This is a genomic window from Gordonia heveisoli (genome assembly GCF_030315745.1).
Taxonomy (GTDB): Bacteria; Actinomycetota; Actinomycetes; order Mycobacteriales; family Mycobacteriaceae; genus Gordonia.
In genome coordinates, this window is sequence record NZ_JASXSH010000031.1 from 12,531 (window position 1) to 29,146 (window position 16,616).

The following is a 16,616-nucleotide window of genomic DNA, read 5'->3' on the forward strand; positions in this document are numbered from 1 at the left end:
TCAGATGACCCCCGTGGCCCGCAGTTCGTCGATCTCGGCCGCCGAGAGGCCGAGGACGTCACCGTAGATCGCGTCGTTGTCCGAACCGGGCGCCGGGGGACCGGCGTTGCGGATGCCGCCGGGGGTGTCGGCGAACTGCGGCACCACACCTGGGCCGAGAACTGTGCGCCCGACCCTGGTGTCGAAGTGTTCGGCGATCATGCCGCGGGCACGCAGGTGCGGGTCGGCGACGACATCGGCGACCGTGTTGACCGGTCCCACGACGACGCCTGCGGCGCCCAGCGATTCGGTGAGCTCGGCGGCGCTGTGCTGTGCCGACCAGACGCCGATCAGTTCGTCGAGTTCGTCCTGGTTGCGGCCGCGTGCGGCATGATCGACGAATCTTTCGTCGGTGGCCAGCTGGGGCTCACCCATGACCTCGCACAGGCGGGCGAACACCGAGTCCTGGTTGGCCGCGATGATCACGTGGCTACCGTCGGCGGTGGGGTAGAGATTCGAGGGTGCGATCCCGTCGAGCCGGGTGCCCGACGGTCCCCGCACCACACCGCCCATGTCGTAGTCGGCGATCGCTGATTCCTGAACGGCGACACAGGATTCCAGTAGTGATGTGTCGACGACCTGGCCTTTGCCGGTGACGCTGCGTCGGTAGAGGGCGGCGAGCGCGCCCTGGGCGGCGAACATTCCGGCCAGGGTGTCACCGAGCGACAACGCCAGACGCGGGGGCAGCTGACCGGGGTAGCCGTTGAGGTACCGCAGTCCGCTGGCGGCCTCGGCGACCGAGGCATAGCCGGCGCGGGTGGAATCGGGGCCGTACTGCCCGTAACCGGAGACGCGGACGACGACTATGCCCGGATTGCGTTGGGACAGAACGTCTGGACCGATGCCGAGGCGTTCGAGGGTGCCGGGCCGGAAGTTCTCGACGATGACGTCGGCGCGGTCGGCCAACTGGAGGAAGAGTTCGCGCCCGCGGTCGCTTCGCAGATCCAGGGTGGCGGCACGCTTGTTGCGTCCGTGCACGGTCCAGTAGAAGCGCTCACCGTCGACCTCGGCCTGTCCCCAGGTGCGGATCGGATCGGGTCGGCCCGGCGCCTCGATCTTGATGACATCGGCGCCCATGTCGCCGAGCAGTCGGGCGGCATGCGGCCCGGCGATGAGGGTGCCCAGCTCGAGGACGATGACGCCGTCGAGGGGGCCCGTCGGTGCGTCGGGAGTGGGTGCGGTCGTGTCGGACATGGGTTCAGTCTGTCGAATCCCGACCCCGCGGCCAAGCCCGGGGGCGGTGTTTCGGCCGTATTTCTGAAAATGAACACAGTTTCGTAAAGCTCTGCCAGACTGGCTCGCGGAGGGGACGATCCTTGGCATTGAACATCCTGGAACAAGCGCGCGGGGCCCGGCCGATCAGGCAGGCTCGCGCTGCTGTCGCGACACTGGGTCGGTTGATCGACTTGGTGGTGTCGTCGCTGGTCTGGGGTGTGCGTGACGCCGTTCGGGGGTCTTTTCCGTGGGGTGAGGCCGGTCGTCAGACCACCTTCTTCGCGGGTGTGGCGGCCCTGCCCGCGGCCCTGGTCGCGATTCCGTTCGGAGTCATCATCTCGGTGCAGGTCGGTAGTTTGACCGGCCAGATCGGGGCGTCGTCGATGGCCGGCGCGGCCGGTGCGCTCGGAGTGCTCCGTCAGGGGGCGCCGATCGCCACCGCCCTGCTGCTGGGCGGCGCGGTGGGTTCGGCGGTCGCCGCCGACCTCGGTGCACGAACGGTGCGCGACGAGATCGACGCGATGCGCACCATGGGCATCGATCCCGCCCGCCGGGTGATCGCGCCGCGACTGCTCGCGGTGCTGATCGTCGCACCGCTGATCTGCATCGAGATCATCTTCGTCGGCGTGGCCACCGGATATTTCGTCAACGTCGCCTTCCAAGGTGGCGCCGCCGGCAGCTATATCGGGTCCTTCGGCGAGTTCGCCGGCCTCGTCGACCTGTGGGCGGCACTGGCCAAGGCCGAGATCTTCGGCATCGTGGTTGTCGCGATCGCCTGCCAGCGTGGGCTCGAAGCCAAGGGCGGTCCCCGCGGTGTCGCGGACGCGGTGAACGCCGCAGTCGTCCTCAGCGTCGTCGTCAGCTTCGTCCTCAATCTCGCTGCCACCCAGCTGCTGTCGATGTTCGTGACGAACCGGATCGGGTGAGGCGCGATGACCGGCATCGACATCTACCTCGACACCCACCCGCGTGCGCGGCACATCGTCCATGCCGCGGATACGCCGCGGCGGCTGCTCGCGATGCTCGGTCATCAGCTGCGCTTCACGGTCTTGGTGATCGGGGCGATCCCGCAGGCGCTCCGGCGGTATCGGCGTCAGACCCTCGCCGTGCTCGGCGACATGATGTGGGGCAGCGGAAATCTCATCGTCGGCGGTGGCACGGTCGCGGTGCTCGTCGTCCTCGGCGTCTCGGTGGGAGGCTCGATCGGGGTGGAGGCGTTCGGGTCGCTCGACATGTTCGGCATGGGCCCGCTCACCGGCTTCCTGTCCGCCTACGCGACCACCCGTGAGATCGCACCCATCGTCGCCGCCATCGGCTTCGCCGCCCAGGCCGGGTGCCGGATGACCGCCGAGATCGGTTCGATGCGGATCTCCGAGGAGATCGACGCGCTCGAAGCGCAAGCGGTCACACCGATCCCGTTCGTGGTGACCACCCGGGCCATCGCGGGGGTGGTGACCATCGTGCCGCTGTTCCTGATCACGCTCGTACTGGCCTATCTCACCTGTGGCTGGGTGATCACCGGCTTCCACGGTCAGTCCGCGGGCACCTACGACCACTATTTCAACGCCTTCCTGCGACCGCTCGACGTCGTCTACGCGGTGATCAAGGTGGTGGTCTTCATCGTGGCCGTCGTCTTGGTGCACGGATATCAGGGCTTCTACGCGCGCGGCGGGCCAGAAGGGGTCGGCGCGGCGACCGGACGTGCGATCAAGTACAGCTTCATTCTCATCGTCGTCCTCGACATGCTGCTCACCCTGGTGTTCTGGGGTACCGACGTCGGGTTCAGGTTCTCCGGATGATCGGCCCGCCCGTGGACATCTCCGGCCGTGGTCCGACCACCGGCCGGCTCGCATGGTGGGGAGTGGCGATGATCGCACTCGTCGTCGCCGTCGCGACCCCGGTGGTGCTCTACGGCCAGCGCACCTTCGAGAGCCGGGTCGAGCTGACCGTCGTCTCGCCGCGGGTCGCCGACAGCCTCACCGCCGGTGCCGATGTGAAGTACCGTGGGCTGCTCGTCGGCCGGGTCGAGAGTGTCGAGGTGACCGCCGACGGCCGGCAGCGGATGCGGGTCGCGGTCGACGCCGAGCAGGCCCGCAACATCGACGGCGCGCTGACTGCGAAGTTCGTTCCGTCCAACATCTTCGGGGTGGTCGGTATCGAGCTGGACCGAACCGGAGCCGGCCCGACGCTCAGCGACGGCGCGAATGTCGAGATGACCGGCGAGTCCGCGGATGTTTCGGCGATCGCGGTCCTGCGTGACATCGGCTCGATCACCTCCACCCTGACCGGCGACGACGTCACCGCGATGATCAACCGGCTCGATCGCGTCGTATCCGGGGTGAGCCCGCTGATCTCTGCGGGATTCGAACTCTTCGACCTCGCGCACCGGCACCAGCAGATGCCGTTCGCCCAGGTGTTGCGCATCTCCACCGACCTTGTCGATGCCGGCAACCGGATGACCGAGCCGTTCGTCACGCTGTTCACGACGCTGGTGGAGAAGACCGAGATGTATGCCGATCCGGTGCAGGAGAAGAAGGTGACCGGCGCGCTGACCGGTCTGGTGCAGACCTTCATCACCCTCGGGCAGGTCGTCGGGGCGAGCCCGGTCGAGCTGGCCACCGTGCTCGACGCCTCGCTGACCCTGGGGGCGCCGATGGGGTACACCCTTGCCACGGTGCCTGCGGCTGCCGGCGACACCCTGGAACTGTTGCGCCGGCTGGACAAGACCTTCGTCCGCCGCGACGACGGCGTGCGCCTGCGGCTCGGTGCGGCGTTGACCTCGATGCCGCAGATCACCTCGGCGCTGGCCGGAATGGACGCCGGTCGCCGAAGCCGACAGGGCGGCCGATGAACCGGGTACGACCCACCGCGACAGCAGCATTCGCCGCCTTCGTGGTCGCCATGCTGATCGCCGGATGGGTGATCGTGGAGGCTCTCGACCCCTCGGTCTCCGGGCCGCAGCACGACTACACCGCGGAGTTCACCGACGTGTCCGGGCTGTCGGTGGGAAATGATGTGCGCGAACTCGGCGTCCGGGTCGGCAAGGTCGAATCGATCGAACTGACCGACGGCATGCGGGCGCAGGTCCGATTCTCGGTACTCGAATCAAGCCGGGTATACGGCAACACCCAGATCGCCATCCGCTATCTCAACCTCGTCGGCCAGCGCTACCTGGATCTGGTCGCCCCGGCCACGCCGAGCGCGGAGGCGAATACCGACCAGGTCATCCCCACGAGCCGCACCATCGGATCCTTCGACATCACCGAGATGTTCAACGGCCTGCGACCGCTGTTCGGCACACTCGAACCAGAACAGCTGAACTCGTTGATGTCCAACATGCTGGCCGTCATCGAGGGCCGCGGCCGCGATGTCGGGTCGGTGCTGACCCAGCTTCGCGATCTGGGCGGGGTGGTCGCCGACCGGTCCGCATTGATCGCCACGGTGATCGGTCAGCTCGGTCGGGTGGCCGCCGAGATCAGGTACAAATCGCCCCAGTTGAACGATCTGATCGCCAAGATGGGAGACGCCTTCGGCGTACTGGCCGCCTCCGCCGACAAGACGCAGACGTCGATGCGGCTGGCGGCGAGGAGTCTCGGTCCGGTGCGTGCCCTGCTCGGTGAGCTGGAGGGCGCCTACTACGGCAACTTCGCCACTCTCGATCGGCTGCTGCGCAAATGGGTGCCGGGAGTCGGTTCGGTCACCAGCCTCCTCGGTCAGGTGCCCGCACTGATCGACGCGCTCGATCACTCGGTGCGCGCGGCCGGCACCCCGAAGCTGACGTGCGGTGCGGGCGAAGCGATTCCGTCGGCGACCACCAAGGTGTTGTTGGCCGGCGTACCGGTGGTGGTGTGCCGATGAGAGGGCCCCGGCAGCGTGACGAACGGTCGGTCGAGCGACGCCAGATACGTATCGGTATCACCGGTGTGCTGGTGGCGGTCGCGCTCGCGGTGATCTGCGGCGTCGTCTACCTCGATCCGTTCGGACATCGGGAGTTAGTCGTCTCGTTGGAGAGCAGCGGTGGACTTCACACCGGCGATGAGGTGCGCATCGCCGGGGTGACCGTCGGTGAGGTCGATGCCGTCACGCTCCATCCGGATCGGGTCGACGTCACCCTGCGCGTCGACGACAACCTGTTCATCGGGGATCAGACTGCCGCCGATGTCCGGCTGCTCACCGCCATCGGCGGCCACTACCTCGCACTCCGGCCGGCCGGCTCGGTCGCGCTGGGTGCCAACCCGATTCCGCGTGATCGCACCACCGTTCCGTACACACTGGCCGATGTCATCGCCGATTCGGGTGAGGTGGTCGCGAAGGTGGACGGGGTCACCATCTCGCAGACCTTGGAGAAAGTGACCGCTGTTCTCGACGGTCAGCCGACCGCGATCGGCGAGATCATCGCCGACATGCGCTCGCTGACCACCACTGTCGGGGATCGGGGGCGCGATCTGGATGCCGCGGTCGCACTCAGTGAGGAATACCTCGGCGGACTCAACGCCGGTCGCGGCAAGCTGGTGGAGATGCTGCGACTCATCGGTTTCGTCGGTGCCAAGGCCTACCAGGTGAAAGCCGAAGGGGTGGAGACGGTCCGGTCGATCGGAGCTCTGTTCGCCTTCGTCGGCAAGCCGGTCAACGCCTTCACCGGAACCATCGAGCCGCCGTTCGCGAAGGTCCTCGGCATGCTCAAGCGGCTGCAGGCGCAGCCGGCCCGCATCGACGATCTGCTGGCCAAGCTGCGCGCCGTCGTGTCCGATGTCGGTGCCGCACTGGGACTTCCCGGCCGTACGCCCGGCCTCGACATGTCATCGGTGATCCTCGACGCCCCCTCGCTGACCCTGACGCCACGGCCACCCGGACGCCGCGGACTGTGTGTGCCGAGCCCGGATCGGCGGTGCTGAGATGAGACGATGGCGATTTGTGCCGGCCCTACTGGCCTGCCTCGCGTGCGTTGCGGTACTCACCGCCTTCTTTGTCGACGGCGACGACGAGCAGACCAGTGGCTGTGCCGAGATGGCCGACGCGGTCGGTCTGTATCCCGGCAACGACGTCACCATGCGTGGGGTCAAGATCGGCGAGGTGACGTCGGTATCGCCGTCGAAAGGGCATGTGCTGGTCCGTTTCGACCTCGAGACGAAAGTGGATTTCCCGGTCGATGTGTCGGCGGTGACGACCTCGGATTCGATTGTCACCGACCGCCGACTGGAGATCCCGTCGGGCCGGATCGGCGACGGTCCGGCGTGGGATATGGCCCGATGTATCCCGTTGTCGCGCACGCATACCCCCAAGAGCGTCAGCGAGGCCTATGCGGCCTTCGACAAACTGTCGCGGGAGGTCACCGCCGCGGCAGCACGGTCGGATACCGACCGGCGGATCGTCGGCGACGCGATGACCCGTCTGAACACCGCACTGCGCGGGACCAGCGGCGATTTCAACGACGCCATCAAGGGTTTGGCGGCCGCACTCGGCGAACCGGCGCTGCGCGATGCGCAGCTGCGGTCCCTGCTCACCAATGTCGGTGAGTTGACCGGCTTCTTCGTGCAACGGTGGCCCGATCTGCGGTTGGGGCTGACCAAACTCGGCGAGTTCGCGGTGACCTTCGACGAATGGTTCTCCGTGCTCAACCCGGCCGTGGTGGAGACCACCGCGCTGACCCCGTCGCTGTTACGGATGATCCGCACCTACTCGCCGGACGCCTTCGCCGTCCTCGACGCGCTACTCCCGCTGATGACGCAACTGCCGACCGAGAAGATCGTCGGGATCCTGGCGGCCATCCCGCCGCTCGACGCCGGTCTGCGGCGAATCATGGTGCAGGCCTCGGCCGTCCGAGGGCTACCGGTCACCCCGCCCCGGGTACGGGTGTCGGCGACGGCGAGCGGCGCGGTGTGCGCACAGGTGAATGCCGCGATGCCCGGAGCATGCCGGCCGGTCGCCGGTGCTCCCGGCAAGGTCGATCTCGCGCTCCTACAGATGGTGCTGGCGACGGGTGGGACACGATGAGGGCGCCGGGTGCGACGATGCGGAACGCGACGGTGGCGGCCATCACCGCGATGCTGGTCCTCGTCACCGGTGCCTGCTCGCTAAGGCCCACCGATCTCCCGCTGCCCGGCACTCGGGTCGACGGGCCCAGCTATGCGATCTCGGTCGAGTTCCCGTCGGTGCTGAACCTGCCCGCCCGAAGCAAGGTGCTGTTCAACGGGAGCCGGATCGGTGTCCTGCGTGAGGTGCGGCTGGGCCGGGATCAGTCGGGCCGGCGGCGAGTTGCCATCGCGACGCTCGACATCGAACGGGATGTCGCGATACCCGTCGATAGTCGTGCCGAACTGACGCAGGCGACGCTCCTCGGTGATTTCTACATCGCGGTGACACCCCCACCCGACGCCGTCGGCCCCTACCTGGGTGACGGTGGCCGGATCGGGCTCGCGCACACCGCGGTCTCCCCGCAGGTGGAAGAACTACTCGGTGGCATCGCCGCACTTGCCAACGGCGGAACGGTGGCGACGCTGCAGCGGGTTGTCACCAACGCCAACAAGGCGTTTCCCGCCGATGTGACCGACCGCGACACCGGCATCGAAGTCCTGCGCGCGCTGATCGCCCGGTCGGCATCGGAGGGGGAGTCGGTCAAGAAGATCATCGATTCGATCGCCGCCATCACCAGGACCCTCGACACCAACGCGGCGAAACTCGGTTTCGCCTTCGACTTCGGTCCGCGTCGGGTACAGGGTGCGGTATCGGCGTTCCTCGGCCTGTCCAACGTGCTCAATGCCCTCGGCCCCAACGTCGTTCCCATCGGTGACCTGATCATCCCGCGCTATCCGACACTGCACGGGTTGGTCGCGGTGGTCGACCCGCTGGTCGCGACCGCAGCGCGGCTCGATACCCAGGTGCCCGCCGATGTCGCCCGGCTCGACCGGATGCTGCGCGACCGCATCATCCCGTGGCTACATCACCCGCAATTCGACCTCGTCGACGTCACCACACCCGACGGCCGACCCGCCGCGGCCCCCACCGTCGACACCCGAACGCTCACCGCGGTGCTCCGCATGATCGGAGCGGTGCGATGAAGGCCGCACGGCCGATCGTGGGGCTGGTTGCCCTGGTGGCAGTCTCGGTGCTGCTCACCGTCTACCTCGCAGTCGGGATCCTGAAGATCGACCCGCTGGCCGACACCGACACAGTCACAGTCGAATTGGATCGTTCTGGTGGGCTGCAACCGAATTCCTCGGTGCTCTACAACGGTATCGAGGTCGGGTCGGTGCGAGCGATCGACACTAGCCGGGGCGGCTTGCGGGTCACGCTGGAGATCGACGCGGATGCGCAGATCCCGGCGGACGCGACGATCCGGGTCGCCAACCTGTCGATGGTCGGCGAGCAGTACATCGAGTTCTCATCGACCACCGACGGCGGCCCGTATATTTCCGACGGCGCGGACCTGGGCGCCGGTGCCGATCCGGGCGTGAGTGTGGCGCAGATGCTCGCCGCCATGCGCGGCCTCACCGGCCAGTTCGACCCCGAGGCGCTCAACGAACTGGCGCGCACCATCACCAACGGCTGGCGAGGCCGCGACGCCGACCTTGCCATCATCGCCGACTTCGCCGGCCGTACCGCACGGACTGTGTCGACCTACCGCACCGAGTTCGCCGGCCTCTTCGATCACGTCCAGCAACTGCTCCTACATTCGCGTGACGATCGGATCGCGGCCGTATTGCGGGACACCGCACCGAAACTGGCGCATATGAATGTCCCGTTCGCGACCCTGTGGAGTCTGCTGCCAGGACTTGCCGCCTCCACCGAGGGAGCGGTCGGCTGGTACGACGTGATCATCCCGTTCACCCAGAAGATCGGTGACTACCTCGGCACGCTGCTGCCGGATACCGCCGCGATCATGGCGGTCCTGCAACCCAAACTCACCGCCGTCGCCCCCGCCGCGCGCATCAATTTGGCGGCCATCGCCGCGCAAGGACTGCGCGTTGTCGACGAGAACGGGGTGCTGCGACTGCGCGTCGCACCACCGAGATGACCTGACGCGATCCCACGAAACGCAACTGTCAACCCGACGACGAGGAGGACGCCATGAGTGACGACAGCAAGAGTGCGCAGACCGAGGTAGAGCAGGAAGCTGAGACCGGGCCGGAAGCTGAGACCGGGCCCGAAGTCGAGACCGGCCCGGAAACCGAACCGGCCCGCGGCGCTGATCAGCCCGAGCGGGCTGGCGGACTGCGGTCGTGGTCACGGCTGACGAGGTCGCTGGCCGTGGCGTGCGCGGTGCTCGTCGTCGCGCTGGCCGTCGTCGTCGGGGTGACGGTCAACCGGATGAACGGCCTGCAGACCGACCTCGATGCCGAACGCGCGGCGTCTGCCGACGCCCGGCACGCCCAGCAGATCGCCGTCGAGTATGCGGTGGCCGCCGCGCGGATCGACTACCGCAATTTCGACCCCTGGTTCGCCAGTCTGCGACGCGGGGTCGCCGACAAACTCGCCGGACACTTCAGTACCAGCGAACCCGCGCTTCGCGATCTTCTCGGCCAGTTACAGTGGGTCTCGACGGGCACCCTCGTCGGTAGTGACATCAGCGCCGAGCGCGACGGGTCCTACGACGTACAGGTGTTCGTCGATGTGACGACCAGCAACGTGCAGGCGCCCGACGGCGTCAAGACCACCGCGCTGTATCCGATCACCATCGACAAGGGGAACTGGCGTATCACCGACATCAGCGGTGGCGTGGCCCCGTTGCCGGGCAAATAGGGTGTTACCAGGGGAGCGGCCGTCGTCGGCCTGCGGAGGAGGATCAGCATGACAGATCAGCACACAACGGGGTCGTCCCACGCGCCGGGTTCGGCGCTGCTGCCCGACATCGGCGTGCGGGAGATGCTGCGCGGGGTGGCGTCGATGCGGCACGATCTGCCCTCGATCCTGCGGACCATCCCCGACGTCATCCCCAAGCCGCCGACGGCGAAGATGTCGATCGGCAAGCGGTTCGGCCAGACGGTCGCCAAGTATCCCGACCGGGACTTCCTGCGTTTCGAGGGTGAGTCGATCAACTACCGCGAAGCCAATGTGCGCGCCAACCGTTTCGCCGATTACCTGATCCGGCAGGGCATTTCGCGCGGTGACGTGGTGGCGGTGCTGGCCCGCAACCATCCCGACGTGGTCATCACGATGCTGGCGATCGTCAAGATCGGCGCCATCGCCGGCATGCTGAACTTCAATCAGCGCGGCCCCGTCCTCGAACACAGCCTCGGACTGATCGACGCCAAAGTCGTCATCTACACCGACGACCTGCTCGAAGCCCTCGACTCCGTCCCCGACGCGGCGCGCCCCGGCATCGAGATCACCATCGACGAGTTGTACCGGGCTTCGGCCACCGCGTCGCCGGTCGACCCAGCCGTCACCGACACCATCCCCATTGGGGACACCGCGTTCTACATCTTCACCTCCGGTACAACCGGATATCCCAAGGCCAGCAAGATGAGTCACTTCCGGTGGCTGGCGGCGATGGCCGGGATCGGTGGGTTCGGCATCCGGTTGCGCTCGGATGACGTCATGTACACCGCGTTGCCCTTCTATCACAACAACGCGCTCACCATCTCGGTGTCGTCGGTGCTCGCCTCGGGTGCGTGCCTGGCCATCGGCAGGCATTTCTCGGCGTCGCGCTTCTTCGACGAGATCATCGAGAACGACGCGACCGCCTTCTGCTACATCGGTGAACTCTGCCGTTACCTCCTGAATCAGCCGCCGAAGGCCACCGACCGTAAGCATCGGGTCCGGCTGGCCGTCGGAAACGGTCTGCGGCCCGATATCTGGGACGAGTTCACCGACCGGTTCGGGATCGAGCGAATCGTCGAACTGTATGCCGCGAGTGAGGCGAACATCGGCTTCATCAACATGTTCGGGCTGTCCAAGACCGCAGGCTTCTCGCCGCTCAAGTACGCGATCGTCGAATACGACGAGGAGACCGGTGAACCTCGGCGCGGACCCGACGGCAAGGCGATCAGGGTCGGTAAACACGGCACCGGTCTGCTGATCGCAGAGATCAACCGCCGCTTGCCTTTCGACGGTTACACCGATCCCGCGGCCTCGGCGAAGAAGGTGGTCACCGATGCCTTCAAGTCGGGTGATCGCTGGTTCAACAGTGGTGATGTGGTGCGCGACCAGGGTTTCAGTCACATCGGCTTCGTCGATCGCATCGGCGACACTTTCCGCTGGAAGGGTGAGAACGTCGCCACCACCGAGGTCGAGGCCGTCCTCGACGGTCATCCCGACGTCGCCGAATCGGTGGTCTTCGGGGTTGCGGTGCCGGGGGCGGACGGCAAAGCGGGGATGGCGGCGGTGATGCTCGCCGACGGTGCCGACTTCGATCCGGTGGGACTCGCCGATCACGTTCGGGAAGGTTTGCCCGCCTACGCATTACCGATGTTCGTCCGGTTGGTCGGCGAGGTGGAGCACACCTCGACCTTCAAGAATGTCCGCGCCGAGCTGCGCAAGCAGTCCTTCCTGGACACCGGAACGGACCCGGTGTACGTGCTCACCGCCGAGGGATACGTCGAGTTCTACGAGGGGTTCGTCGGCGAGCTCTCCGGCGCCGCACGACGCCAGGTCGGCGCCTGAGGTCCACGCAGAGCGGTAAGGGTGTCGCCGACGAAGTCGAGGGCGGCGGTCTGCCACAGCCCGACATGATCGAGCATCGGGTGGCCGCCGCCGGGGACCTCGAGATAGTCGGCATCCATGTCGCGCGCCGCGAGTTCGGCGATACCCTTGGCGGTCCGGTGCGCGTAGGTGACGGTGTCGGCGCTGCCATGGACGGCGCGGACCCGAACGTCGTCGTGGATGTGCCGCCAGTCGGCGTGCTGCCACCACGGGGCGAGCCCCAGGACCCCGACGATTCGTTCGTCGGCGCCCAGCTGTGCGGCGACTCGTCCGCCCATCGAGTGGCCGATGACGACGACCGGGACGTCGGGGTGGCGTCGCGTCATCTCCTCGAGCGCGGCACGGGCGTAGGGCATGGGGCTGGCCTGCCCTCCGTTCCAGCCGTAGACGCGGTAGCGCAACTGATGTACGGCCACCGCGGCACCGAACCGCCAGCGGATCGACCAGGTGAACGGATACATCCGCACCGCCGAGCCCTGCCACGGGCTGAATGGCCGGTAGCTCTCGTCGGTGCCGCCCGGTGCGATCAGCACGATCAGCGTCGGACTCGGGGTGGCCGACGGTGTGCGGGTCAGCCATGGTGCGCGCAGCTTCACACCGACAGTCTGTCATCGGATCCATCCGCTGATGGTTCTGACCTGGTTCCCTGATCGTTGGCCGGGCGAAATGTCGGGATGATGGCAGAATCCATGGCATGGCTCACCCACGCGCCGGAACGCTGGCACTGCCCGAAGATCTCATCGACGTGGCCGCGTTGGAGCGGGCCTATTACGAGCTCACCCCCGACCCGGCCAACCCGTTGCAGCAGGTCGTCTTCGGGACCTCCGGTCACCGCGGATCAAGTCTGGATTCGGCCTTCAACGAGGCGCACATCCTCGCCACCACACAGGCGATCGTCGAGTACCGCCGGTCGGCAGGTATCACCGGACCGCTGTACATCGGCTTCGACACCCATGCCCTGTCGATCCCGGCCTGGCGCAGCGCGATAGAGGTGCTCGCGGCCAACGAGGTGAACGTCCGGACCGCGCAGGACGACACCTTCACCCCGACGCCCGCGGTGTCACGGGCCATCCTGAAGTTCAACGCGGAGAACCCGGAGGTGCTCGCCGACGGGATCGTCGTCACTCCCTCGCACAACCCGCCCCGGGACGGTGGATTCAAATACAACCCGCCCAGCGGCGGTCCCGCCGACACCGACATCACCTCGGTCGTCGCCGCCCGCGCCAACGAATTGCTGAAGGACGGTCTGCGGGGCGTCGCGCGGATTCCGTTCGAGCGTGCGCGGCAGTCGGAATACGTCAGCGAGTACTGGTTCCTCGGCACCTATCTCGACGACCTGGGCAAGGTCGTCAACATGGAGGCGATCCGAGAAGCCGATGTGCACATCGGTGCCGATCCGCTGGGCGGGGCGTCGGTCGGATATTGGGCCGGGATCGGCTTCCGCTACAACCTGGGCAATCTGACGGTCGTCAACCCCACGGTCGATCCGACGTTCTCGTTCATGACCCTCGACACCGACGGCAAGATCCGGATGGACTGCTCGTCGCCCAACGCCATGGCCTCGCTGATCTCCGCCCGCGACGGCTACGACATCGCCACCGGAAACGACGCAGATTCCGACCGGCACGGGATCGTGACCCCCGACGCCGGATTGATGAATCCCAATCACTATCTCGCGGTGGCGATCGACTATCTGTTCACGCATCGGCCGGGCTGGGCCGAGGGTGCCGCGGTCGGCAAGACGTTGGTGTCCTCGTCGCTCATCGACCGGGTGGTCGCCAAACTGGGGCGTCGGCTCGTGGAGGTTCCGGTCGGCTTCAAATGGTTCGTCGGGGGACTGCTGGACGGCAGCATCGCCTTCGGCGGCGAGGAGAGCGCGGGGGCGTCGTTCCTGATGTTCGACGGAAGTCCGTGGTCGACGGACAAGGACGGCATCATCATGGCGTTGCTGGCAGCCGAGATGATCGCGGTCACCGGGCAGAGCCCGTCGCAGCGCTACCGGGAGCTCGTCGAGATGTACGGCGAAACGTCGTATGCGCGGATCGACGCGCCGGCGTCGCGCGAACAGAAGGCGGTGCTGGGCAAGCTGTCCGCCGATCAGATCACCGCCACCGAACTCGGTGGCGAGCCGATCACCGCGATCATGACGCACGCGCCGGGCAACGGTGCACCCATCGGCGGACTCAAGGTCACCACCGAGAACGCGTGGTTCGCGGCGCGGCCGTCGGGCACCGAGGACGTCTACAAGATCTACGCCGAATCGTTCCACGGACCCGACCACCTGGCTCGGGTTCAATCCGAGGCGCAGCAGGTCGTCGACGCCGCGCTCGGTTCCTGAGCCGTCCGGCGTCAGCCGACGCCGGGTGAACCGATGAGCCAGCCGACGAGATAGGTGGCGCCCGCCGCGATCACGCCGAAGGCGAGCTGACGTAGAGCGCCACGCCAGATCGGGTGTGCGGTCACCTTCGCCGCCACACCGCCCGCGACGAGGAGTCCCACGCCACCGACCAGCAGTCCGGCGGAAAGCGACTCGAAGCCCAGCAGGTAGGGGATGAGCGGCACGATCGCGCCGAGCGAGAACATCACGAACGACGAGACGGCCGCGACCCACGGTGACGGCTTCTCGCCGGGGTCGAGTCCGAGTTCGGAGGTGATGTGGAAGTCGACGGCCCGGTCGGTGTCGCGATGAACCTCGGTGGCGGCGGCCCGCGCGGTGGTCTCGCTCATGCCCATGGTGCGGAACTCGTCTACCAGTTCGTCGAGTTCCGCCTGTGGATGGCGGTCGAATTCGCGGCGTTCGACGCGCACCTCGGCGTCGACCTGCTCGTTCTGGGTGGAGACCGAGGTGTATTCACCCAGTGCCATGGAGAAGGCGCCGGCGATGAGGCCGGCCACCCCGGATAGCACGATGGTGTGCGCCGAGGCGCCCGCACCGCCGACACCTGCGACCAGGCTGATGTTGGTGACCAGGCCGTCCATGGCGCCGAAGGTGGCCGCGCGCAGGCTACCGCCGGACACGTCGGCGTGGGTGTGACCGACTTCGGCGGGACCGTCGCCTGCGGCATGCTCGGCGGGGATGGCGGTCGGATCGTCGGGGCGCGGTCCAGGCTGTGCCGGAGGCGAAGAATCGCTCATGGTGTGAGCGTAACTTCCCCGGATGCGGTCGAGGTGGGTCAAAGGACCCTTTGACCGGGAACTATTACTCAGTCGGTTCTTACCCGGTGCCCGATAAGGTCGTATTCGTGCAGCGAGTACTTCCGTGGATCAGCCTCCTCGCCCGATTGGGTCTGGCGGGGGTCCTGTTGGTGTCCGGCGGACTCAAGGCCCTCGATCCGGACCAGTCCGAGATCGCGGTGAAGTCTTATCACCTGCTATCGGATTCGTCGGCCTACTGGGTGTCGCTGCTGTTGCCTGCCGGTGAGATCGCGCTCGGTCTGCTGCTGCTCATCGGGCTGGCGGTACGGCCGGTCGCCATCGCATCGGGGATCCTGTTCGTCGTCTTCATCGCCGGGATCGCGTCGGTGTGGGCGCGCGGATACACCATCGATTGCGGCTGCTTCGGCGGTGGCGGTGAAGACGATTCGGTGACCTGGCGACACTATCTGAACGAAATTCTGCGAGACATAGGCTTTTTCGCGCTCGCGGCGTGGCTGGCGGTCTTCCCGCGCAGCTGGTGGGCGCTGGGGCCCGGGTCGCGGGCGTCGACCGCTGAGATCGACACTGACATCGAAGAAAATCTCGACGAGGAGAAGGAACGACTGTGAGTAACCGCAAGGCCGGGAGCAACCGCAACGCCGGCGCCTCGGTACCCCGCGCCACCAAGAGCAAGTATCAGCCCAAGGCGACATCGTCGACGATGACCTATGTGCTCGGCGGCCTGGCGGTCGCGGTGATCGCCGCGCTGGTGATCACCGTCGTCGTGCTGAACAACAAGCGCAGCAGTGAGGGTGCCGACGAGGCGGTCCTCGCGGCCAATGCCACCATGACCGTCGGCAATGCCACCGCGCCGACCATCGACGTCTTCGAAGACCCGCTGTGCCCGATCTGCGCCGAATTCGAGGCGCAGTTCGGCAAGGAGCTGAATGCGGCGGTCACCGGCGGCAAGGTGCGTGTCCGCTTCCACACCCTGGACTTCCTGAACGGCGCGTCGGCGTCGGGTGACTACTCGTCGCGCGCCGCAGGCGCCCTGACGTGCGTGGCCGGGGAGAACAATGCGGCGCTGTATCTGAAGTTCCACTCGGCCCTGTTCGCCGATCAGCCCAAGGAGAACGGCGACACCGACCACAGCAACGCAGATCTGGCCCGCATCGCGACCCAGCAGGGCGCAACTCCGGCGACCGCGCAGTGCATCACCAGCGGCGCGAAGATCGGGGAGGCGAAGGCCAAGGCCGAGGAATCGACCACCCAGCTCGCCAAGGCCCTCGGCGGCAAGGCCGGGACCCCGAGCGTCCTGCACAACGGTGAGCCCGTCGAACTCAACGCGGACTGGCTGCAGAACATCATCGGGGCGCCCAGCAACTGAGGTGTGGCTCACCGGCCGGCGGGCTCGTCACCTGGGGATTTGGTCAGTGTCGCGGACATGGTGTAATTTTCCCAGTGCCCTTCAAGAGGGCGAACCGCCGGTCGGAAGGCCGGAAAACCGAATACGGGGCTATGGCGCAGCTGGTAGCGCACCACACTGGCAGTGTGGGGGTCAGGGGTTCGAGTCCCCTTAGCTCCAC

At 67.0% G+C, this 16,616-nt stretch carries 16 protein-coding genes and 1 tRNA gene; 14 read left to right on the forward strand and 3 right to left on the reverse strand.

What is annotated here, in order from left to right; all coding sequences use genetic code 11:
• Nucleotides 1-1,233: a CaiB/BaiF CoA transferase family protein gene (locus QSJ18_RS19235; RefSeq protein WP_286328260.1), complete on the reverse strand. Its 1,233-nt coding sequence runs from the start codon at nucleotides 1,231-1,233 to the stop codon at nucleotides 1-3.
• Between the two features lie 203 nt (nucleotides 1,234-1,436).
• Between QSJ18_RS19235 and QSJ18_RS19240 the strand changes: the two genes are divergently transcribed.
• Genes QSJ18_RS19240 through QSJ18_RS19285 form a run of 10 tightly spaced genes read left to right on the forward strand, consistent with a single transcriptional unit; the run spans nucleotide 1,437 to nucleotide 11,856 of the window.
• Nucleotides 1,437-2,180, forward strand: coding sequence for an ABC transporter permease (locus QSJ18_RS19240; RefSeq protein WP_286328261.1), 744 nt, complete (start codon nucleotides 1,437-1,439; stop codon nucleotides 2,178-2,180).
• Between the two features lie 6 nt (nucleotides 2,181-2,186).
• Nucleotides 2,187-3,053, forward strand: coding sequence for an MlaE family ABC transporter permease (locus QSJ18_RS19245; protein WP_286328262.1), 867 nt, complete (start codon nucleotides 2,187-2,189; stop codon nucleotides 3,051-3,053).
• Nucleotides 3,050-4,105, forward strand: a complete 1,056-nt coding sequence (locus QSJ18_RS19250) for an MlaD family protein (protein ID WP_286328263.1) — start codon at nucleotides 3,050-3,052, stop codon at nucleotides 4,103-4,105. The genes QSJ18_RS19245 and QSJ18_RS19250 overlap by 4 nt, the downstream gene beginning before the upstream one ends.
• Entirely contained in the window at nucleotides 4,102-5,112 is a 1,011-nt protein-coding gene (locus tag QSJ18_RS19255) for an MlaD family protein (protein WP_286328264.1), read from the forward strand. The genes QSJ18_RS19250 and QSJ18_RS19255 overlap by 4 nt, the downstream gene beginning before the upstream one ends.
• Nucleotides 5,109-6,149, forward strand: coding sequence for an MlaD family protein (locus tag QSJ18_RS19260; RefSeq protein ID WP_286328265.1), 1,041 nt, complete (start codon nucleotides 5,109-5,111; stop codon nucleotides 6,147-6,149). Before QSJ18_RS19255 ends, QSJ18_RS19260 begins: the two co-directional genes overlap by 4 nt.
• 19 nt (nucleotides 6,150-6,168) lie before the next feature.
• Nucleotides 6,169-7,248 carry an MlaD family protein gene (locus tag QSJ18_RS19265; protein ID WP_286328266.1) on the forward strand — a complete coding sequence of 360 codons (1,080 nt, stop codon included), beginning with the start codon at nucleotides 6,169-6,171 and terminating at the stop codon, nucleotides 7,246-7,248.
• On the forward strand, nucleotides 7,245-8,312 hold the full coding sequence (locus tag QSJ18_RS19270; RefSeq protein WP_286328267.1) for an MlaD family protein: 1,068 nt from the start codon (nucleotides 7,245-7,247) through the stop codon (nucleotides 8,310-8,312). The genes QSJ18_RS19265 and QSJ18_RS19270 overlap by 4 nt, the downstream gene beginning before the upstream one ends.
• Nucleotides 8,309-9,268 carry an MlaD family protein gene (locus tag QSJ18_RS19275; protein WP_286328268.1) on the forward strand — a complete coding sequence of 320 codons (960 nt, stop codon included), beginning with the start codon at nucleotides 8,309-8,311 and terminating at the stop codon, nucleotides 9,266-9,268. Before QSJ18_RS19270 ends, QSJ18_RS19275 begins: the two co-directional genes overlap by 4 nt.
• 53 nt (nucleotides 9,269-9,321) lie before the next feature.
• Nucleotides 9,322-9,993 carry a hypothetical protein gene (locus tag QSJ18_RS19280; protein ID WP_286328269.1) on the forward strand — a complete coding sequence of 224 codons (672 nt, stop codon included), beginning with the start codon at nucleotides 9,322-9,324 and terminating at the stop codon, nucleotides 9,991-9,993.
• 48 nt (nucleotides 9,994-10,041) lie between these two features.
• The gene (locus QSJ18_RS19285) at nucleotides 10,042-11,856 is read left to right on the forward strand and encodes a long-chain-acyl-CoA synthetase (protein WP_286328270.1); all 1,815 of its coding nucleotides are present in this window, start codon (nucleotides 10,042-10,044) and stop codon (nucleotides 11,854-11,856) included.
• Here QSJ18_RS19285 and QSJ18_RS19290 read toward each other — a convergent pair.
• Nucleotides 11,799-12,491 carry an alpha/beta hydrolase gene (locus tag QSJ18_RS19290; protein ID WP_286328271.1) on the reverse strand — a complete coding sequence of 231 codons (693 nt, stop codon included), beginning with the start codon at nucleotides 12,489-12,491 and terminating at the stop codon, nucleotides 11,799-11,801. The two genes, QSJ18_RS19285 and QSJ18_RS19290, sit on opposite strands and share 58 nt — an antisense overlap.
• Nucleotides 12,492-12,589: 98 nt before the next feature.
• On the opposite strand from QSJ18_RS19290, the gene pgm reads away from it, so the two are divergent.
• Entirely contained in the window at nucleotides 12,590-14,233 is a 1,644-nt protein-coding gene (gene pgm, locus QSJ18_RS19295) for a phosphoglucomutase (alpha-D-glucose-1,6-bisphosphate-dependent) (protein WP_286328272.1), read from the forward strand.
• A gap of 11 nt (nucleotides 14,234-14,244) precedes the next feature.
• On the opposite strand, the gene QSJ18_RS19300 is transcribed toward pgm, so the two are convergent.
• Entirely contained in the window at nucleotides 14,245-15,030 is a 786-nt protein-coding gene (locus QSJ18_RS19300; RefSeq protein WP_286328273.1) for a VIT1/CCC1 transporter family protein, read from the reverse strand.
• Nucleotides 15,031-15,137: 107 nt separating this feature from the next.
• Between QSJ18_RS19300 and QSJ18_RS19305 the strand changes: the two genes are divergently transcribed.
• The 3 genes from QSJ18_RS19305 (at nucleotide 15,138) to QSJ18_RS19315 (ending at nucleotide 16,615) form a co-directional block, all read left to right on the forward strand.
• Nucleotides 15,138-15,659, forward strand: coding sequence for a MauE/DoxX family redox-associated membrane protein (locus tag QSJ18_RS19305; protein WP_286328274.1), 522 nt, complete (start codon nucleotides 15,138-15,140; stop codon nucleotides 15,657-15,659).
• Nucleotides 15,656-16,417, forward strand: a complete 762-nt coding sequence (locus QSJ18_RS19310; RefSeq protein ID WP_286328275.1) for a thioredoxin domain-containing protein — start codon at nucleotides 15,656-15,658, stop codon at nucleotides 16,415-16,417. Before QSJ18_RS19305 ends, QSJ18_RS19310 begins: the two co-directional genes overlap by 4 nt.
• 125 nt (nucleotides 16,418-16,542) lie before the next feature.
• Nucleotides 16,543-16,615, forward strand: a tRNA-Ala gene (locus tag QSJ18_RS19315).
• Nucleotide 16,616: the final 1 nt, after the last annotated feature.